Source organism: Pseudonocardia sp., assembly GCF_025465255.1.
Taxonomy (GTDB): domain Bacteria; phylum Actinomycetota; class Actinomycetes; order Mycobacteriales; family Pseudonocardiaceae; genus Pseudonocardia.
In genome coordinates, this window is the sequence record NZ_JAODNI010000097.1 from 1 (window position 1) to 19173 (window position 19173).

The 19173-nt window shown below is 72.9% G+C and carries 20 protein-coding genes and 1 tRNA gene; 10 read left to right on the top strand and 11 right to left on the bottom strand.

What is annotated here, in order from left to right; genetic code table 11:
* Positions 1-650 (top strand): hypothetical protein (locus JWP64_RS10790; protein WP_297495451.1); only part of this gene is annotated, 650 nt, incomplete at its 5' end.
* 6 nt (positions 651-656) lie between these two features.
* On the opposite strand, the gene radA is transcribed toward JWP64_RS10790, so the two are convergent.
* Together radA and JWP64_RS10800 are read right to left on the bottom strand one after the other, a co-directional pair.
* Positions 657-2048, bottom strand: a complete 1392-nt coding sequence (radA, locus tag JWP64_RS10795; protein ID WP_297495485.1) for a DNA repair protein RadA — start codon at positions 2046-2048, stop codon at positions 657-659.
* Positions 2045-2674, bottom strand: coding sequence for a hypothetical protein (locus JWP64_RS10800; protein ID WP_297495453.1), 630 nt, complete (start codon positions 2672-2674; stop codon positions 2045-2047). Before JWP64_RS10800 ends, radA begins: the two co-directional genes overlap by 4 nt.
* 318 nt (positions 2675-2992) lie before the next feature.
* On the opposite strand from JWP64_RS10800, the gene JWP64_RS10805 reads away from it, so the two are divergent.
* The 3 genes from JWP64_RS10805 to ispF are packed head-to-tail and all read left to right on the top strand — an operon-like array spanning position 2993 to position 4724.
* A complete protein-coding gene (locus JWP64_RS10805) occupies positions 2993-3484 on the top strand; it encodes a CarD family transcriptional regulator (RefSeq protein ID WP_297495455.1) in 492 nt (163 codons plus the stop codon).
* Between the two features lie 50 nt (positions 3485-3534).
* Entirely contained in the window at positions 3535-4260 is a 726-nt protein-coding gene (gene ispD, locus JWP64_RS10810) for a 2-C-methyl-D-erythritol 4-phosphate cytidylyltransferase (RefSeq protein ID WP_297495457.1), read from the top strand.
* Positions 4257-4724, top strand: coding sequence for a 2-C-methyl-D-erythritol 2,4-cyclodiphosphate synthase (gene ispF / locus JWP64_RS10815; RefSeq protein ID WP_297495459.1), 468 nt, complete (start codon positions 4257-4259; stop codon positions 4722-4724). Before ispD ends, ispF begins: the two co-directional genes overlap by 4 nt.
* A gap of 17 nt (positions 4725-4741) precedes the next feature.
* On the opposite strand, the gene JWP64_RS10820 is transcribed toward ispF, so the two are convergent.
* Entirely contained in the window at positions 4742-5191 is a 450-nt protein-coding gene (locus JWP64_RS10820) for a VOC family protein (protein WP_297495461.1), read from the bottom strand.
* Between the two features lie 107 nt (positions 5192-5298).
* Between JWP64_RS10820 and cysS the strand changes: the two genes are divergently transcribed.
* Positions 5299-6693, top strand: a complete 1395-nt coding sequence (cysS, locus tag JWP64_RS10825) for a cysteine--tRNA ligase (protein ID WP_297495463.1) — start codon at positions 5299-5301, stop codon at positions 6691-6693.
* Between the two features lie 49 nt (positions 6694-6742).
* Positions 6743-7717: a 23S rRNA (guanosine(2251)-2'-O)-methyltransferase RlmB gene (gene rlmB, locus JWP64_RS10830; RefSeq protein WP_297495465.1), complete on the top strand. Its 975-nt coding sequence runs from the start codon at positions 6743-6745 to the stop codon at positions 7715-7717.
* Between the two features lie 104 nt (positions 7718-7821).
* On the opposite strand, the gene JWP64_RS10835 is transcribed toward rlmB, so the two are convergent.
* The 3 genes from JWP64_RS10835 to JWP64_RS10845 are packed head-to-tail and all read right to left on the bottom strand — an operon-like array spanning position 7822 to position 10521.
* Positions 7822-8676 (bottom strand): metal ABC transporter permease, encoded by an 855-nt coding sequence (locus JWP64_RS10835; protein WP_297495467.1) that lies wholly within the window; start codon positions 8674-8676, stop codon positions 7822-7824.
* Positions 8677-8710: 34 nt separating this feature from the next.
* Positions 8711-9547 (bottom strand): metal ABC transporter ATP-binding protein, encoded by an 837-nt coding sequence (locus JWP64_RS10840; protein WP_297495486.1) that lies wholly within the window; start codon positions 9545-9547, stop codon positions 8711-8713.
* A gap of 44 nt (positions 9548-9591) precedes the next feature.
* Positions 9592-10521, bottom strand: coding sequence for a zinc ABC transporter substrate-binding protein (locus JWP64_RS10845; protein ID WP_297495469.1), 930 nt, complete (start codon positions 10519-10521; stop codon positions 9592-9594).
* Positions 10522-10662: 141 nt separating this feature from the next.
* Between JWP64_RS10845 and JWP64_RS10850 the strand changes: the two genes are divergently transcribed.
* On the top strand, positions 10663-11766 hold the full coding sequence (locus JWP64_RS10850) for a LacI family DNA-binding transcriptional regulator (protein WP_297495471.1): 1104 nt from the start codon (positions 10663-10665) through the stop codon (positions 11764-11766).
* A 52-nt stretch (positions 11767-11818) separates the two neighbouring features.
* On the opposite strand, the gene otsB is transcribed toward JWP64_RS10850, so the two are convergent.
* The 3 genes from otsB to JWP64_RS10865 are packed head-to-tail and all read right to left on the bottom strand — an operon-like array spanning position 11819 to position 15527.
* On the bottom strand, positions 11819-12580 hold the full coding sequence (gene otsB, locus JWP64_RS10855; RefSeq protein WP_297495473.1) for a trehalose-phosphatase: 762 nt from the start codon (positions 12578-12580) through the stop codon (positions 11819-11821).
* Positions 12577-14022 carry a trehalose-6-phosphate synthase gene (locus JWP64_RS10860; RefSeq protein WP_297495475.1) on the bottom strand — a complete coding sequence of 482 codons (1446 nt, stop codon included), beginning with the start codon at positions 14020-14022 and terminating at the stop codon, positions 12577-12579. Before JWP64_RS10860 ends, otsB begins: the two co-directional genes overlap by 4 nt.
* Before the next feature lie 56 nt (positions 14023-14078).
* Positions 14079-15527, bottom strand: a complete 1449-nt coding sequence (locus JWP64_RS10865) for a threonine/serine exporter family protein (protein ID WP_297495477.1) — start codon at positions 15525-15527, stop codon at positions 14079-14081.
* Between the two features lie 90 nt (positions 15528-15617).
* Here JWP64_RS10865 and JWP64_RS10870 point away from each other — a divergent pair.
* Positions 15618-15692: transfer RNA gene (locus tag JWP64_RS10870), tRNA-Thr, on the top strand.
* Positions 15693-15883: 191 nt separating this feature from the next.
* On the top strand, positions 15884-16204 hold the full coding sequence (locus JWP64_RS10875; RefSeq protein ID WP_297495480.1) for a hypothetical protein: 321 nt from the start codon (positions 15884-15886) through the stop codon (positions 16202-16204).
* Between the two features lie 737 nt (positions 16205-16941).
* On the opposite strand, the gene JWP64_RS10880 is transcribed toward JWP64_RS10875, so the two are convergent.
* Positions 16942-18399 carry a S8 family serine peptidase gene (locus JWP64_RS10880; RefSeq protein WP_297495482.1) on the bottom strand — a complete coding sequence of 486 codons (1458 nt, stop codon included), beginning with the start codon at positions 18397-18399 and terminating at the stop codon, positions 16942-16944.
* A 21-nt stretch (positions 18400-18420) separates the two neighbouring features.
* On the bottom strand, positions 18421-18654 hold the full coding sequence (locus JWP64_RS10885; RefSeq protein ID WP_297495483.1) for a hypothetical protein: 234 nt from the start codon (positions 18652-18654) through the stop codon (positions 18421-18423).
* A 230-nt stretch (positions 18655-18884) separates the two neighbouring features.
* On the opposite strand from JWP64_RS10885, the gene JWP64_RS10890 reads away from it, so the two are divergent.
* Positions 18885-19013, top strand: coding sequence for a hypothetical protein (locus tag JWP64_RS10890; RefSeq protein WP_297495484.1), 129 nt, complete (start codon positions 18885-18887; stop codon positions 19011-19013).
* Positions 19014-19173 lie beyond the last annotated feature (160 nt).

Genomic DNA, 19173 nt, shown 5'->3' on the forward strand with positions numbered 1-19173 from the left:
GCGACCCGGCCCCGAGCGGTGCCGTCGCGGCCGCCCTGAGCGAGGCGGCCCCGGGCGGGACCGCCCCGAGCAGTTCGGGCGCCGCCCCGACGAGCGCCGGGCCCGAAGGCGCCGGACCCGCGAGCGCCACGGCCGGGGTCGAGGGCGGAGCCGACGCCGCCGGCCCGACCGCCACCGACGAGACCGTCCGCCCCGACGACACCCCGCGACCCCCGGTCGCCGTGCCGCCCGCGTCCCCGGCGCCGAGTACCGGCCCGCCGCCCTGCACGAACGACATGATCTCCGTGATCGCGGAGATCGACCGCCCCGAGCACAGGTCCGGCGGCCATCCGGTCTTCCGTCTCGTCGTCACGAACGTGAGCGGGCAGGCGTGCGTCCGGGACCTCGACGGCGCCCTGCAGGAGATCGTCGTGTGGAGCGGCGACCAGCAGCAGCGGCTCTGGTCCAGCAACGACTGCGTGAACCCGTCGACCGACGACCTGCGGACGCTGGTGCCGGGACAGCCGGTCGCGTTCGCGGTCACCTGGTCCGGCATGACGTCGACACCGGGTTGCGAGGCCGCCCGCACCCGGGTGCCCGCGGGGGACTACCGGCTGCTGACGCGGGTGGCGGACCGGATCAGCCCGCCCACGGCGTTCCGCCTGACGTGAGCGCCGTCAGCGGGGCTTGACGTCCCGGAGCACCTGACCCAGGTCGTGCACCACGGTGATCTGCATGCCCAGGCCCTTGCCGACGTCGCTGTCCGTCGGGATGAGCGCCCGGGTGAAGCCGAGCCGGGCGGCCTCGGCCAGCCGTCGCTGCACGCCGTTGACCCGCCGGACCTCACCGGCGAGGCCGAGCTCGCCGACCACCACCATGTCCGGCGGCAGCGCGACGTCCCACCTCGCGGAGGCGACGGCCAGGGCGATCGCGAGGTCCGCGGCGGGCTCGGCGATCTTCATGCCACCGACCGTCGCGGTGTAGACCTCGGAGTCCGCCAGCTTGACCTTCGCCCGGCGCTCCAGCACGGCCAGGAGCATCGCGACGCGCGCGTTGTCCAGCCCGCTGACGGCCCGTCGGGGGCTGGGGATGTTCGAGCCCGCCACCAGCGCCTGCACCTCGGCGAGCAGCGGGCGCCGGCCGTCCATCACGACGGTGACCGCCGTCCCCGCGACCGACGACTCGCGAGTGCTGCCGAACCGGGCGAGGAACAGGCCGGACGGGTCCGCGAGGCCGACGATCCCCTCGTCCCGCAGCTCGAAGCAGCCCACCTCGTCCGCGGGCCCGAAGCGGTTCTTGACGCCGCGGACCATGCGCAGCGTCGAGTGCTTGTCGCCCTCGAACGCCAGCACGACGTCCACGAGGTGCTCGAGCACGCGGGGCCCGGCGATGCTGCCGTCCTTCGTCACGTGCCCGACGAGCAGCACCGGCAGCCCGCGTTGCTTGGCCAGCGACGTGAGCGCGACGGTCACGGCGCGGGTCTGCGTGACCCCGCCCGGGATGCCGTCGACCTCGCCGGTGGTCATGGTCTGGATCGAGTCGACGATCAGCAGGCTGGGCGCGAGCGCGTCGATGTGCCCGACGATCGCGCCGAGGTCCGACTCCGCGGCGAGGTACAGGTCGTCGTGCAGGCCGTTCGTGCGCTCGGCGCGCAGCCGGACCTGCCCGGCGGACTCCTCGCCGGTCACGTAGAGAACACGCCCGGACGCCGCGGCGCGGGCCGCGACCTCGAGCAGCAGCGTGGACTTGCCGACGCCCGGCTCGCCCGCGAGCAGCACCACCGCGCCCGGGACGAGCCCGCCGCCGAGAACCCGGTCCAGCTCCTCGACGCCCGTCGGCCGGGCTCGCGCGGAGTCCAGCGCGACGTCGGAGATGCGCTGCGCGGGGGTGCTGGGCGCGCCCGCCGCGACCTTGCGCAGGGGGTTCGCGGCGCTCGCCCGCGGGAGCGCCGCCGTCTCCTCGAGCGAGCCCCAGGCCTGGCACTGCGGACACCGGCCGACCCACTGGGCGGCCTGGTGACCGCACTCGGCGCACCGGTAGCTGGTGCGCGAGCGGGTACGCCCGGTCAGTGCGCGCCCCCGCCGGCCGCCCCGCCGGCCGCCTCGGCGGGCTCGTCGTGACGGGGCTCCTTGGGCGGGGCCACCGGCAGCTGCACGGTGACCGCCCCGGCCTGCTGGAAGGTCAGCACCAGCGGGTAGGACAGGCCGGAGCGGATGTCCTCGCGCAGGCCCGTGATCTCCATCGTGACCGGATTGGCGCCCGGGGGCGTCGGGATGTCCTTGTTCGTGCCCGCGACGAGCGCGCGCCCGGCCGGCAGTGAGCCGTCGCCGTCGATCTTGACCGTGCCGAGCGGGCTCGTGCCCGAGACGAGCCGGTCAGCGGCCCTCCCCTGGTTGACGATGACCATCTCGACCGGGGCGGTGCCCCCCACCGAGTAGACGTTCGCCGACGCCGGGACCGTGTCGGGATAGGCGATCTCGGCGTTGCGGATGGCGATGTCGCCGACCTGGGTGTTGGCTCCGGCGACGGCGGAGGTCTGCTCGGACGTCTGTGCCTGCTGGCCCGCACCGCAGCCGGCCAGCAGCACGGCACCGAGCGCGACGCCGCCCGCGAGCGCGATCGCGGTCGGGCGGCGGGACGCGCGGGAGCGCGAGGTGGGGGCCGGGGTGGCCGGGGTGTCGCTGGGGCGGCTCACGGTTCGGGCGTCCTTCCTGCCGGCCGGGCCCGGGGCTTCGCGGGTCCGGGCGGTTCCGGTGGTGGCCGGTCGTCTTCGGGTGCGGGTCCGGGACGCGTCGGCACCGGTGTGATCGGTGTGGCAGCATCCCGCGCGAGCAGCCTAGTCGCGCGGTCCGAGCGGTGGGCAACGCGGCTCGGGCAGGGGTCCCTCGATGCGGACGCCTGCACGTTTTTTCCCGGTTGTCAACCCCGTGACCTGCGACGACGTCGCGCACCGACGTACAGGACGGCTGCCGGCCGTGTTAACCTGGGTGCAGCGAAAGGGGCCAGAGGACACATGGTTTTCAAGGTCGGAGAGACCGTCGTCTACCCGCACCACGGTGCCGCTCTCATCGAGGCGATCGAGACTAGGACGATCAAGGGCGAGGAGCGCAAGTACCTCGTCCTGAAGGTCGCCCAGGGTGACCTGACGGTTCGCGTGCCCGCGGAGAACGCCGAGGTCGTGGGCGTTCGTGATGTCGTCGGCCAGGAGGGTCTGGACAAGGTGTTCGAGGTGCTCCGCGCACCGCACACCGAGGAGCCGACCAACTGGTCCCGCCGGTACAAGGCGAACCTGGAGAAGCTCGCGTCGGGTGACGTGAACAAGGTCGCCGAGGTCGTCCGCGACCTGTGGCGCCGGGAGAAGGACCGCGGCCTGTCCGCGGGCGAGAAGCGCATGCTGGCCAAGGCCCGCCAGATCCTCGTCAGCGAGCTCGCGCTCGCCGAGGGCACTGACGAGGACCGCGCCGAGGTGCTGCTCGACGAGGTGCTGGCCACCACCAACGCCTGATCGGCGAGGGGTACGGCGGCGAGTACGACGGGATCAGGGATGGTCCTGTCGTGAACGTGGCGGCGATCGTGCCGGCCGCGGGTTCGGGCGTGCGTCTGGGCGCGGGTGTGCCCAAGGCGTTCGTCGAGCTGGTGGGCGTGCCGATCGTCGTCCGCGCCGTCGAGGGGCTGCTGGCCTCCGGTGTCGTCGACCAGGTGGTCGTCGCCGTTCCGGAGCCGTTGCGCGACGAGGCCTGCGCGCTGTTCGACGGTCGTCCCGTGACCGTGATCGTGGGCGGGCAGGATCGGACCACGTCGGTGCGCAAGGCGCTCGACGTGCTCTGCGGCGCTCTGCCGCATCGTGCCCACGTCGGTGAACGATCAGACGGGCCTCCAGGTGACGGTCCCCACGTCGTCCTCGTGCACGACGCCGCGCGACCGCTCACGCCCGCCGCACTCGTCGCATCCGTCGTGGCCGCGGTCGAGGCGGGGAACGGGGCCGTCGTCCCGGCGCTCCCGCTGGCGGACACGGTCAAGCAGGTGGACCCCACGGGGGTCGTGCATTCCACTGTGGACCGAACTGTGCTGCGGGCGGTCCAGACCCCGCAGGGCTTCCGCCGGGACGTCCTGGAGCGGGCCTACGCCGCCGCCGGCGAGTCCGCGACGGACGATGCCGGGCTCGTCGAGGCCCTGGGCGAGGTGGTCGTCACCGTCCCGGGGGACGCGCGGGCCTTCAAGGTGACGACGGCGTGGGACCTGCGGATCGCGGAGCTGCTGGTCCGGGAGGAGGGCTCGTGAGGGTCGGGATCGGCAGCGACGTGCATCCGGTCGAGGCCGGGCGCCCGTGCTGGGTCGCCGGGCTGGAGTGGGAGGGCGTCGACGGCTGCGCCGGGCACTCCGACGGCGACGTCGCGGCCCATGCCCTCTGCGACGCCCTGCTCTCCGCCGCCGGCCTCGGCGACCTCGGCGCGGTGTTCGGCACCGGTCGCCCGGAGTGGTCCGGCGCGAGCGGCGTGACGCTCCTCGGTGAGGTGCGCCGGCTCCTCACGGAGGCGGGCTGGACCGTCGGGAACGCCGTAGTGCAGGTCATCGGCAACGCCCCCAAGATCGGCAAGCGCCGGAACGAGGCGCAGCGGGTGCTCTCCGCGGCGGTCGGGGGGCCCGTCGCGGTCTCCGGCACCACGACCGACGGCCTGGGCCTCACCGGCCGGGGCGAGGGGATCGCGGCGATCGCCACGGCCCTGCTGATGCCCGCCTCCTGAGGAGAGGGCGCCGGTGCTCAGGTTCCCTCGGCGAACATCGCGTCCGCCCGCGCCTGCACCTCGTCCGGCGTCAGGTCCTCGAGCTTCTGGGACACCATCCACTGGTGCCCGAACGGGTCCGTGAGCCGGCCCCCGCGTTCGCCGTAGGGCTGATCCGCGACCGGGAACCGGACGGTCGCTCCGGCCGCCTCGAGCCGGCCGGCGACGGCGTCGGCGTCGGTCACGTCGAGCGCGAGGATCGCCGAATGGCCGCCCTCGCCGGGAGCGGGGTCGTACTCGTCGGCGTCCTTCACCGCCCACCGGACGGAGCCGGCCCGGAGCATGGCGTGCACCACCGTCCCGCCGGGTGCGGCGTACCGCTCGACGAGCTCGGCGCCGAGGGCCTGGACGTAGAACGCGATCGCGGCGTCCGCGCCCCGGACGGCGAGGCGCGGGTACAGGGACATGATGGGGGACCTGTCACTCATACCGCCCAGCGTGCCGCGACGGCCGTCCGGCGTCTTGGACGAAGCGGAACTCCTCCTCGCGCCGCCCGCCCGCCCTGGCGGACCAGCGGTTCCGTAGTCTGGGTCACGTGAGCGTCCGACTCTTCGATACCGCGACCAGGGAGCTGCGGGACTTCGTCCCGCTGCGCGCCGGAGCCGTGTCGATGTACGTCTGTGGCGCCACGGTGCAGGGCCTGCCGCACATCGGGCACGTCCGCAGCGGGCTGAACTACGACGTGCTGCGTCGCTGGCTCACCCGCTCGGGCTACGACGTCACGCTGGTCCGCAACGTCACGGACATCGACGACAAGATCCTGCGCAAGGCCGCCGACGCCGGCCGCCCGTGGTGGGAGTGGGCCGCGACGCACGAGCGCGCCTTCGCCGCCGCGTACGAGGCGCTGGGCTGCCTGCCGCCCTCGATCGAGCCGCGGGCCACCGGGCACGTGACGCAGATGGTCGAGCTCATCGGGCGCCTGATCGACGGCGGGCACGCCTACGTCTCGGGCGGAGACGTCTACTTCGCCGTCCGCACGTTCCCGGACTACGGGAAGCTCTCCGGACAGAGGGTCGACGACGTCGCGCAGGGCGAGGGCGAGTCCCGCACGAAGCGGGACCCGCTGGACTTCACACTGTGGAAGGCCGCCAAGCCGGGCGAGCCGTCGTGGCCCACGCCCTGGGGCCCGGGCCGGCCCGGCTGGCACCTCGAGTGCTCCGCCATGGCGACGACCTACCTCGGCCCGGAGTTCGACATCCACGGCGGCGGCCTGGACCTGGTGTTCCCGCACCACGAGAACGAGCGGGCGCAGGCGCAGGCCGCCGGGGACCCGTTCGCCCGCTACTGGCTGCACAACGGCTGGGTCACCATGGGCGGCGAGAAGATGTCCAAGTCCCTGGGCAACACTCTGTCCATCCCGGCGGTGCTCGAGCGCGTCCGCGGCGTCGAGCTGCGGTACTACCTGGTCGGCCCGCACTACCGTTCCGCGATCGAGTACTCGGACACGGCGCTCGGCGAGTCGGTCGCGGCCTACCGGCGGATCGAGACGTTCGTGCACCGCGTGCGCGAGCGCATCGGGCTGCCGGGGATCGCGGAACGGGTGCCGGCGCAGTTCGCCGCCGCCCTGGACGACGACCTGGGCACGCCCGGCGGGCTCGCGGTCGTCCACACGACGGTGCGCGAGGGCAACGGCGCACTGGACTCCGGGGACAGGGCCGGGGCCACGGCGGCGGCCGAGGCCGTCCGCGCGATGACCGCCGTGCTGGGCGTCGACCCGCTCGACGGCCGCTGGATCACCGGCGAGCGCACGGACGACGCCGCGGCGGGCGCGCTCACCGCGCTCGTCGAGGAGTTGCTCGAGCGGCGGCAGGCGGCCCGCAAGGCGAAGGACTTCGCCGAGGCGGACGCCGTCCGGGACCGGTTGCTCGCGGCGGGGATCGCCGTCGAGGACAGCGCGGACGGCCCCACCTGGTCGCTGAAGAACGCCTGACAAGACCGCATTTTTCGTCACACCCCTACGGATTACGGACTCGATACACATGGCCGGCAACTCACGACGCCGCGGCGCGATGCGCAAGGAAGGCACGAAGAAGGGGCCTGTCGTCGGATCCGGCGGCCAGCGCCGTCGTGGCCTGAAGGGCAAGGGACCCACCCCCGCCGCCGAGGAGCGCAAGGGTCACCCCGCCGCGCGCCGCGCGGCGGGCAAGCAGGCCCGCGACGAGCGGGCCCGGCACGCCAACACCCGGCGCCGCACCGGCGACGGGGACGCCCCGGAGACGGTCCTCGGGCGCAACCCGGTGCTCGAGTGCCTGCGCGCGGGCGTGCCCGCGACGGCGCTCTACGTCTCGATCGGCAGCGCCTCGGACGAGCGGATCGCCGAGGCGATCCACCTGGCCGCGGACGTCGGCATCTCGATCCTCGAGGTCCCGCGCAACGACCTGGACAAGATGTCCGGCGGGGCACTGCACCAGGGCGTCGGGCTGCAGGTTCCGCCGTACGCCTACGCGCACCCGGACGAGCTGCTCGAGGCCGCAGCGGACTCCGGGACGCCGCCGCTGATCGTCGCCCTGGACGGGGTGACGGACCCGCGCAACCTGGGCGCCGTCGTCCGCTCCGTGGGCGCGTTCGGCGGGCACGGCGTCGTCGTGCCGCAGCGTCGCGCGGCCGGGATGACGGCGGTCGCCTGGCGGACCTCCGCCGGCACGGCGGCCCGCGTGCCCGTCGCGCGCTGCACGAACCTCACCCGGACGCTGCGTGAGTACGCCACCGCGGGGCTGATGATCGCGGGCCTCGACGCCGACGGCGACGTGTCGCTGGACGACTTCGACCTCGCCGAGAGCGGGCTGGTCATCGTCACGGGCTCCGAGGGCAAGGGCCTGTCCCGGCTCGTCAAGGAGACCTGCGACGTCACCGTGTCGATCCCGATGGCCGGCCCGGTGGAGTCGCTCAACGCGGCCGTCGCGACCGGCGTCGTGCTCTCCGAGGTCGCGCGCCGCCGCCGCCTCGCACACTGAGGCGCGCTGACGCGCCTGTGAGCGGGAATCGCGGCTCCGCCGCTCGTGCGCGGTAATCGTCGCTACAGCAACGATTACCGCGCACAGGTGGCGAAGCCGCAGCCCTACCCCGGACGGACGGCGCCGCGGGCGCGGCCGATGACCCGGCAGGCGAGGTAGGCGAGGAACGCGATCGTCGCGACGTAGCCGGAGATCGACAGCCCCGGGGCCAGGGACAGCACCGTGCCGCCGAGCAGCGCGACCTCCGCGATCGCGACGGCCAGCAGCGTCGCCTTGAGCGGGCTCGACGTCACCCGCGCGGCCGCGGCACCCGGGATGATCGTCACCGAGAGCACCAGGATCGCGCCGACGATCGGGACCGCCAGCGCCGTCGTCAGCGAGACGAGCACGGCGAACAGCGGCGACAGCAGCCGGACGGGCACCCCGCGGGCGACCGCGACGTCCGGGTCCGTGCTCGCGAACAGCAGCGGCCGGTAGATCACCGCGAGCGTCCCGAGGACGACAACCGCGACCCCGCCGAGCACCCACAGGTTCGACGCGTCCACGGACACGATCGAGCCGGTGAGCAGCCCGAACTTGTTGGACGCGCGGCCGGAGTAGAGCCCGAGCAGCAGCACGCCGAGGCCCAGCCCGAACGCCAGCACGACGCCGATCACCGAGTCCCGCTCGCGCCGGCGCAGCCCGAGCGCCCCGAACACGAGTCCGGCGATCACCGCGCCCACGACCGCCCCGACGCTCACGCTGATGCCGAGCAGCAGCGCCGCGGCCGCGCCGGTGAACGCGAGCTCGGACGTGCCGTGCACCGCGAACCCCATCCCGCGACCGACGACCAGCGGTGCGAGCACGCCCGCGACCAGGCCGAGGATCGCGGAGGCGAGGAGGGCGTTCTGGACGAACGGCAGGCCGAGGAGTTCGCCGGTGCCGTCGAAGTTGAGGAGCCTTCCCAGGATGTCGGTCATGACGCCGCCTCCGCGGGAGGAAGTACGTCGGCGCTCACGCGTGCGCCTCGTGGTGGTGGTGATCCTGCGCGTGCTCCGCCCCGACCACGACGAGCCGGCCCCGTGTCCGCAGCACCTCGACGTCCGTCCGGTACAGCTCCGAGAGCGTCTCCGACGTCATGACCTCGTCCGGCGCGCCGATCCGGAACCGGCCGTCGACCAGGTACAGGACCCGGTCCACCAGCGGCAGCACCGGGTTGATCTCGTGCGTCACGAAGACGACCGCGGTGTCCGCGGTGCGCCGCCGCGCGTCGACGAGATCGGTGACGGTCCGCTGGTGGGCGAGGTCCAGGGACAGCAGCGGCTCGTCGCAGAGCAGCACCGCCGGGTCCCCGACGAGCGCCTGCGCGACCCGCAGCCGCTGCTGCTCGCCACCGGAGAGCCGGCCGACCGGCGACGACGCGTACGACGTCGCACCCACCGCTGCCAGCGCCGCCGCCACGCGCTCCCGCCGCTCGCGCCGCCCCGCCAGGCCCAGACCGAACCCCGGGCCGAAGCGGTGCCCGTCGAGCCCCAGCCCGACCAGGTCCGCCGCCCGCAGGGGCAGGTCCTCGGGCATGCCCTGCTGCTGGGGGATGTAGCCGATCCGGCCGCTGCCGCGCCGGGCGGGGTGGCCGTCGACGAGGACGGTTCCGGAATCCAGGGGCTGCAGCCCGAGCAGCACCCGCAGCAGCGTCGTCTTGCCCGAGCCGTTGGGGCCGAGCACGGCGACGAACTCGCCGGGGCGCACGTCGAGGTCCAGGCCGTCCCACAGGACACGCTCGCCGAAGCGGATCCGCGCGTCGCGCAGGCTGACCGACGGGGCCGGCCCGGGGATGCTCACGGAACCCATTGTCGTCGTCGCTCCCGCGTCCCCCGCGGCGGGGACCAGGGCGGTCACGCGGTCCCGTTCAGCGCCGCGGCCAAGGCGTGGATCTGCGAGGACTGCCAGGCGACGTAGTCGTCGACGCCGGCGGGAAGCGTCTCGGTGACGGACACGATCGGCACTCCGGCGGCCTTCGCCGCGTCCTCGACCCGGGTGGTCGTCGGGCTCTCGGTCTGGCTGTTGGAGACCAGCGCCTTCACGTCCCCGCCGGTGACGAGCTTCATGGTCTCGTCGAGCACCGCGGCCGGCGGGTCGTTGCCCTCCTCGACCGCCGTGGAGAACTCCTCGGGCGTCGCGTCGACCAGGCCCGCCGCCTCGATCTCGTAGAGCGGGACGGGCTCGGTGACCGCGACGCGCTTGCCCGCGTGCTGCGCCTTGATCGCCTCGAGCTTCGAGGTGAGGCCGGCGACCTGGCCGTCGAAGGCCGTGGCGTTGGCGGTGTAGGCCGCCGCGTTGGCCGGGTCGATGGTGCCTAGATCCTTCGCGATCTGGTCGGCGACCTTCCGTACGGTCGGCAGGTGGTACCAGACGTGCTCGTTGAACCCGCCCGAACCGGCGGCCTGCTCCAGTCCGGAGACCTGTACGGCGTCGACGATCGCGGGGGAGCTCCCCGCCGAGGCGACGAGCTTGGTGGCGAAGTCGTCGTACCCGCCGCCGTTCATCACGAGGAGCTTCGCCTTCGTGACGGCCGCGGCGTCCGCGGGCCGCGACTCGTACTCGTGCGGGTCCGCGTCCGGGCTGTCGATGATCGACGTCACGGAGACGTGCTCGCCGCCGACCGCGCGGACGACGGCGCCGTAGACGTTCGTGGAGGCGACGACCGGGACGGCCCCGTCGGCCGGCGCGCCGCTCCCGGCGTCGTCCGAGGATCCGCAGGCCACGACGGCCAGGGAGAGTGCGGCGACGCCGACGAGGACCGTCAGGGAGCGACGCAGGGTCATGGAGGGGCTCCGTATCAGAAGATGCGCATGTCTGTATTGAAAACCATTGTCAATTCACTCTAGCGTGTGTCCTCCGTGGTCGTCGCGCCCCCGGTGGGCGCGGACTACCGGTGCGGGACCGGCGGCGGCTACGGTTCGCACATGACCGGGGCCCCCCACGTGCGTCGTCCGGCGACTTTGGCGTCGCTGGCGGCGGAGCTCGGCGTCTCGCGCACGACCGTCTCCAACGCCTACAACCGACCCGACCAGCTCTCCGCGCCGCTGCGCGCCAAGGTGCTCGAGGCCGCCCGCCGGCTCGGCTATCCGGGGCCGGACCCGGTGGCGCGCTCGCTGCGTACCCGGCGTGCCGGCGCCGTCGGCCTGCTCCTCACCGAGGCGCTGTCCTACGCGTTCCGGGACCCGGTGGCCACCGGGTTCCTCGAAGGTCTCGCGCTGGCCTGCGAGCAGGCCGGGCAGGGGCTGCTGCTGGTCCCGGTCAGCCCGGAGCACGCGGACGTCGCCGCGGTGCACCAGGCGGGCGTCGACGGGTTCATCGTCTACTCGGTCAGCGAGGACGACCCGCACTTCCGGGCCGTCCTGGAGCGTCCCGTGCCGACGGTGGTGTGCGACCAGCCCACGGGCGTCGAGGGCGTGGACCGGGTGAGCATCGACGACCGCGCGGGCACGCTCGCGCTGGGGCGGCACCTGACGGCGGCAGGGCACCGCCGGGTCGGCGTGCTCTGCATGCGGCTCGGTGCCCACCGGCACGACGGGCCCGCGGACATCGAGCGGCAGGAGACCACGACCTACCCGGTGCAGCAGGCCCGGCTCGGCGGGATCCGGGACGCGCTGGCGGAGGTCGGCGTGGACTGGGCGGACGTGCCGGTCCACGAGCGGTTCGAGCACAGCGTGGAGGCCGGCGAGTCCGCGGCCGCGGAGCTGCTCGCCGCGCATCCGGACATCACGGCCGTCGTCTGCACGTCGGACATCCTCGCGATGGGCGCGCTCCGGTACGCCGCGGACGCGAACCTCTCGGTCCCGGGCGACCTCACGGTCACCGGCTTCGACGGCATCCCGGACGCCGACCGGGTCGGCCTGACGACCATCCGCCAGCCGTTCCGCAAGAAGGGACAGATGGCGGGCGAGCTCCTCCTGGAGCGCGGGGACCGCACGCGCCCCCGGCATCTCGTGCTGCCCACCGAACTGGTCGTCGGGGTGACGAGCGGGGAGCCCCGCGCCGCCGAACGGTTCTTCTCCGGCTGGTGAACGAAGGCTGTGCACGGAAACCGTCGCCAGGGCGACGTCTTCCGCGCACGACCTAGCGCCGGCGGAGCCGGGCCAGCTCGGTCAGGAGGGCGGCGACGTCCTCGGGGCCGTCGACCCGGTGGGCGGCGGCGGTGTCGCCCTCGCCCACCTTGATCCCCACGTCGCCCGGTCGCAGCCTCGTGAAGACGGTCTCGTCCGTGACGTCGTCCCCCACGAAGAGCACGGCGTCGGGGTGCAGCCGCTCGCGCAGGAGGTCGACCGCGGCGCCCTTGCTCACCTTGAGCACCGCCAGGTCGATCACGGCCTTGCCCTCGGTGGAGTCCACGCCGTCCCACGTCCCGACGCCCGTGCGCACCGCTGCGAGCAGCCGCTCGCCGACCTCCTGCGGCGCGTTGCGCACGTGCACCGCGACCCCGGCCGGCTTGTGCTCCAGCTCGGCACCGGGCTCCCCGGCGACCAGCTTCTCCAGCGCCTCGGTCATCGCGTCCTTGAGCGCCGCCTGGTCGTCGTCGAGCAGCGAGCCGCCGCCCTCGACCAGTCCCTCGCCGAACTCGCCGCCGTGGCTGCCGACCATCCGGACCGGCGTGGCGAAGCCGGAGACCGCCGCCAGGTCCGCGAGCCCGCGCCCGGAGACGAGCACGACGGAGGTCCCGGGCAGGCCCGCCAGTTCCCGGATCGCCGCCGCGGCCGCCGGGAGCGGCCGGGCCTCGGACGGGACGAGCACGATGGGGGCGAGGACGCCGTCGAAGTCCAGGGCGACGAGCAGCGTCTCCAGCCCCGCGAGGCGCTCCAGCTCGGCCTGCAGCTCGGTCACGTGCGCGGCTCCGGATCGAGGCCCAGGGCTTCCAGGAACGAGCGTGCCCACCGGTCGACGTCGTGGGTCAGCACCTGCTTGCGCAGTGTCCGCATCCGCTTGCGGCCCTCCTGCGGGCTCATCGTGAGGGCCGCGTAGAGCGACTCCTTGACCCCGTCCGTGTCGTGCGGGTTGACCAGGAGCGCGCTGGTCAGCTCGGCGGCGGCACCCGCGAACTCGGACAGGACGAGCGCGCCGCCGAGGTCGTGCCGGCAGGCGACGTACTCCTTGGCGACGAGGTTCATGCCGTCCCGCAGCGGGGTCACGAGCATGACGTCCGCGGCCAGGAAGAAGGCCGCCAGCTCGTCGCGCGGGAGGGACTGGTGCAGGTAGTGCACCGGTGGGTGCCCGACCGTCGCGTACTCGCCGTTGATCCGCCCGACGGACTGCTCGATGTCGTTGCGCATCTTCTGGTAGTGCTCGACGCGCTCCCGGCTCGGCGTCGCGAGCTGCACCATCACCGCGTCCTCGACGCTCAGCCGTCCGTCCTCCAGGAGCTCCTCGAACGCGCGCAGCCGGACGTTGATGCCCTTGGTGTAGTCCAGCCGGTCCACCCCGAGGATGACCTTCTTCGGGTTCCCGAGGTCCTCGCGGACCTGTGCCGCGCGCTTGATCACGGCGTCCGTGCGGGACAGCTCGTCGAGGTTCGCGGAGTCGATGGAGATCGGGAAGGCGCCCATCTTCACCGTGCGCCGCCCGACCGTCACCTCGTTGCGGCTGCGCACCGGCGCCGCGCCCGCGAGGTGGGTGGCCAGCCAGCGGAAGTTCCGGACGCCGCCGGGGGTGTGGAAGCCGATCAGGTCCGCCCCGAGCAGCCCCTCGACGATCCGGGCGCGCCACGGGAGCTGCATGAACAGCTCGGTGGGCGGGAACGGGATGTGCAGGAAGAAGCCGATCTTCAGGTCCGGCCGCAGCTCGCGCAGCATCGCCGGCATCAGCTGCAGCTGGTAGTCCTGGATCCAGACGGTGGCGTTCTCGGCGGCGATCGCGGCCGTCGCCTCGGCGAAGCGCTCGTTGACGGTCCGGTAGGCCCGCCACCAGTGCCGATGGAACGCCGGCGGCGCGACGACGTCGTGGTAGAGCGGCCAGAGCGTCCCGTTGGAGAAGCCCTCGTAGTAGTCCTCGACCTCCTGCGCGGAGAGCCGGACCGGGTGTAGCTGCAGGCCGTCCTCGACGAGCGGCTCGACGTCGACGTCCGGGACGCCCGGCCAGCCCACCCACGCGCCGTCGCGGGCCCGGAGCATCGGTTCGAGCGCCGTCACCAGGCCTCCGGGGCTGCGCTTCCAGCGCTGGCCGCCGTCCGGCAGCTTCTCGAGATCGACGGGGAGCCTGTTCGCGACGACCACGAAGTCCGCGGGTGGGTGCTCGTCCTTCTTCGTCGTGTCCCCGGTGCTGCGTGCCACGTGCTCCTCCTCGTCCACCGACGACCCAGGGGGCCGGCGGATCCGTGGGGCAGAGCCTACTGTCGCTCGCCGTTCGAGGTGGAGTCTCCGGTGTCCGGACCGTCCAGCGCATCCGCCGGGTTCATGACCGGGTTCAGCCGGTGCGGGCGCGTCAGGAAGTCCCCGAAGGTCACCCCGGCGGCCAGCGCGAGGCCGATCGCAGCGGCGACCGAGATCGTGACCAGGCCTTCCGACAGTCCCTCCACCGCCAGCTGGTAGAAGCCCCGGTACGCGGTGAGGCCCGGCAGCAGCGGGGTGATGCCCGCGAGCGTGACGACGAGCGAGGGCACGTGCTTCGTCCGCCGCAGCAGGCCCGCCCCGACACCGACGACGATCGCCGCGATGCCGGTCGACGCGATCGGGCCGAGTCCGCCGTACTGCGTCAGCGCCCGGTAGACGCCCCAGCCCGCTGCGCCCGCCGCGCCGCTGATCACGAGGGACCGCCACGGCGCGTACCCGGCGAGCGCGTACCCGCCGGCCGCGCCGGCCGCGACGACGACCGAGATCCAGTACCGCCCGATGCTCCCCGAGACGTCCCCGGACACCTCGAGCGCGATGTCGACCGCGAAGCCCAGCCGCAGGCCGAGGACGACGCCGGTCAGGAGCCCCGCGGACAGCAGGGCGATCTCGGCGACCCGGCCCGCCGCCGTCACGTAGTAGCCGGAGATCGCGTCCTGGACGGTACCGACGACGGACAGCCCGGACAGCAGCACCGTGATGCTCGCGGCGACGACCAGCGACGGCTTCGTGCCCGGGGGGAACAGCCCGAGGGCGAGCAGCCCGACGGTCGCGGTGGTGGCCACGAACCCACCGACGACCTGCTGGAAGAACGCCGGCAGCCCGGCCTTGTTCAGGATCCGGCCGATCCGGTCGATCAGCCCGGTGAGGAGGAACGCCGTGACGGCCGTGGTCGGGCCGCCGCCGAGGATCACCGCGATCGACCCGGCCAGGGCGGCCCAGCCGGCCGTCGCCGCCCACCGCGGATAGGGGTGCTTGGCCTCGACGGCCTCCGAGAGCGCGACGGACGCGTTCCGCACGTCCGTGCGCCCGGCCTCCAGGTCCGCGACGACCCGGTCGACGGCGGCGAGCCGCGTGAGGTCGAGCGTCCGGTAGCTGACCAGCCGCATCGACGTGACGGGCGACGCCGCCATGCCGCGGTGGCAGCAGATGGTGATCGAGGTGAACGTGATGTCCACGTCGACGGCCGAGAGGCCGCAGATGGAGGCGAGCCGCAGCATCAGATCGGTGACGGCGTCGACGCTCTCCCCGCTGGAGAGCTGCACCTCGCCGACGCGCATGCAGAAGTCGAGGACCTGCTGCACGCGCGCGTCGTCGGGCACCTTCGGCCCGACCATCAACATCGGCACCGTCGGCGGTCCCGCGGCGAGCAGCCGCCGGGCGTCGCGTCGCAGAGCGCCCTTCAGGCGGTTCGCCAGGCGCTCGGCGCTGTTGAGCTCGTCCACCACGGCGCCAGGTTCCCATCCGGGGGCGTGGCCCGTCGGAGCCGGGGTTCGGGGATTACGATGCGTGCTGGCCCGGTCCGTGGACGGGGCCTCGCCGGTGTAGCTCAGTGGTAGAGCAACCGCCTTGTAAGCGGTAGGTCGTCAGTTCGATCCTGACCTCCGGCTCCAGGCCTGAACAGCAGCGATGCAGAAGTCAAGATCGTGCGAGCCGATCGCGTGGCACGAGATGTGGCACGAACGGGCGGTATTGTGCCTGCAGAACGGGTCGTCCGGGGGCCGGCAAGGCTCGCGCCAGAGGCAACATCGAGACTCTGCGCAGCGGCGCGCTCCGGGTTCGGGTCTACGCCGGGCTCGCCCCTGTGACGAAGAAGCGCCACAACCTGATCGAGGTCGTCCCACCCGGCCCGAAGGCGATGCGCAAGGCCGAGGCGATCCGCGACCGGCTCCTGCACGAGGTCGCGGAGAAGCGGAACCCCCGGACGTCCGCGACGGTGGACCAGCTGCTCGACCGGTACCTGGAGCAGCGGCGCGTCGCGCTCGATGGGGAGACCGCAGCGGTGCTGCGTGAGCACCTCGCGCGCTGCCGATCCAAGGCATCGGCTCTCGGCCTGGATCTTCCGGAGGGCGCCTTCGTGTTCTCCGGCTCACCGGACGGCTCCACGTTCGCGCGACCGGACTGAGTGACTCGACGCTACGAGCGCCTGGCCCACCGCCTGGGCATCGACACCACGTTCCACAAGCTCCGGCACTACTCCCGACCGAGCTGATCACTGGTGGCGTAGACCCGCGGACAGTCGCCGGGCGTCTCGGCCACGGAGGCGGCGGGACAACGACGCTCAAGACGTACACCGCGTGGGTGTCAGAGGCCGGCGTGGCATTGACGACGCGCGCGTCGCGGAGTTTGAGATGGACGTTCGGGTAGCCGGTGAAGCGGAGCTGATCACGACCTTCGTCACGTCGCGCAGCAGAAGACTCAGGCGGTTTAGCGGGGAGGGCAGAAACGCTATGTGACTTCGGGTGGATTTGACCTGTCGTAGCGTCCTTCGCGGGTTCGCCAGCGCGATCCCGGTCGGGTGTTTCGGTGTGAAGCAATCGATCGGGAAGCCGGACGGGCGGGAATGTGCAGGTGAGTCGCCTTCTGGCGTCCGTGGGTGTCTGTGTTGTGACGCCATGGTGCGGCCCGGTTGTCACACCGTTGGGTACTCAGCTTGTCGAGCGTGGCCCGCGCTGCAGCCGCGTGAGGAGGTCCTGCAGTTCTACGGAGCCACCCGCTGCACGACCAATACTGACGCTCAAAGGGACTGTGGCGGTTGAGCTCGGACGGTTGCTCGTCTCTCGCTTCAAGAGCGGCAGCATCACCGCTCGCGGACCCGCGGGCTGCCCGCATCCGAGCGCGCTCTGTACCGCGGCGCGAAGGTCAGATGGCCGCCGCCGCGGCCGACACGTCGATCAGCCCAAACCCGGTCGCCAAGTCGCGGCCGGACGTGGCCGGGTTGTTGAAGCGCGGGTGGCAGCGGCCCGCGCGGACGTCGATAGCGGTGTTCGCGAGTGCCTGCGCGACCTGCGCAGGGCTGGCGTTGTTGCGGATGCCGCGCAACACTGCGGCCGCTCCGGCGATCTGCGGCGCCGCCGCCGACGTCCCCGAGAAGAGTGCCCAGCCGTCGCTGGGGCTGGTGCCGTCGGCCGGGTCACCGCCACCGGCCGCAGCGCGCTGAACGTCGATCGGGCACCCCGGCGGGATGGGCATCATGATGTAGGAGGCGCGGGGTCGCATCCCGACCAGACCCGACACGGTCGGCACGTCGACGCCGCCGAACCACTGGCTGTGGTAGCCGCTGGAATAGTCGGAGGCCTGAAGCTCAAGCCCGGCACTCGCGAACACGCCGCCAGCGGCGATCACTCCCGGGACCTGGGCCTCGACGCTGAACTGGCCGTTAGCGGCGGAGAACACGACGACGATGCCTTGTTGGATCGCGTCGAGGATCTCCAGGACCAGCGGCCGGTCTGCCGGGTCCGGCTGCGCCGGTGCAGGGTCGGGGTAGTCACCGCCCCAGGAGTTGGTGAGCACATCGGGGGCGCCCGCCTTGGCGCGGACGAACCCGGCCAGCGCTCCGACAAGATCGCCGTTGTCGTTGGCGGCGCGGAATGGCCGCAGCACGGCGTCGGGGGCGATCGCGAAAACATTCGCCGACTCGCCGGTCCCGTGGCCGTGCGGGTCGCTCGCCGGGTTGGTGCCCGGGACGACAGTGACCGGCGGCTCCACCGTGTAGCCGTGCGCCGTAAAGAACGGGTGACGGAACCAGCCGCTGTCGACCATCGCGACCGTCACGCCCACACCCCGCTGCCCGCGCCGGTGCGCGTCCGCCGCACCCAGAATCGTCGCGACGTCGTCCGGGACACGCAGGTGGAAGCGGGCGACGGACGGCGGGATCGGCGCCGGGAAGATCGCCATCGGCGCCCGCGGCCGTTCCAGGACCACCCCTTCCACGGACGCCGGGCCGGCCGTACCGACGCCCAGCGCCTCGGGCTGTCCGTCCCCGACGATGTCCAGATGAGTGACATACTCCACACGGCCGACGCGCGTGTGCATTAGCCGCTCGACCGCGATCAGCGTGCCGCCGGTGAGCTCCTCGAACGCGGCCGGCGGTCCCGCCACCGCCTTGCCCAGCCGGCTCTCCGCGACGACCGCAAGCCCTGCCCTCTCGATCGCCTGCGCAGCCTCGGAGTCGTCGGCTGCGCTGCCGTAGAAGGGCTCCGGGTCACTGAGATCCTCCGCATCCAGGAACGACCTGCCTCCCTGCGAGCGAACAGAGACATACCCGATGACCACCTCGGGCAAAGCATTGGCCGACTCGAGCATCCGGGGCATCGACATCGGGACTCCTTCCGTCGTTCCTTACCCGCCCGTGTGCAGCTGCTTCGGGGGGACGGCCGAGACCGATTCCACGTCCGTGCGCAGCTCCTCCGGCACGGGGAGCTCGGCGCCCTCGGGCTCGCCGCCGAACGCCGCTCGCACCGCTGCGGCGTCCCCCGCCGCCAGCAGACCGACGACGAGCGGCAAGACCTCGAGCTTGCGCTCCCGCAGCCAGCCTCCGACGCGCTCGAGGTCGCCCCCAGGCCGCAACTGCACAACGACCTCCCGATGCTGCCCTTCCGAACCCATACGTCGATGCATAGCACGTCACCTCGATCACGGTCTCGCAGGCGACTCCGCCCCCGGGGTCGGACTCAGCGGTCGAGAGTCCTCAGCTGCGCCGCCAGGCCTGACTCACCTAATGGCGCCAAGAGCCTTCGCTACGCCAACCACCTGGAGCCGCATCCCCTGCGTGCGGGACTGTCAAGAGAACGGTGTAACTGCGGGTGCTGGCCACCCTGTTGCACGAGGCGGCGCACGCGCTCGCGCATGTGCGAGGAATCAAGGACTCGAGCCGTCAGGGGCGTTGGCACAACGCGAAGTTCAAGGCGCTGTCCGAGGAGCTGGGGATCTAGGTCACCAAGGACACCAACTTGGGGAGTTCCACTACCAGCCTCCCCACCGCCACCCGGGGGGCGTATGCGGGCGCGATCGCCGAGCTCGGGCAGGCGCTGCGCCTGATTCGGGCGATGGAGATCACCGGGGAGGGCAAGAAGTCGAAGCCGACCCGGCCGG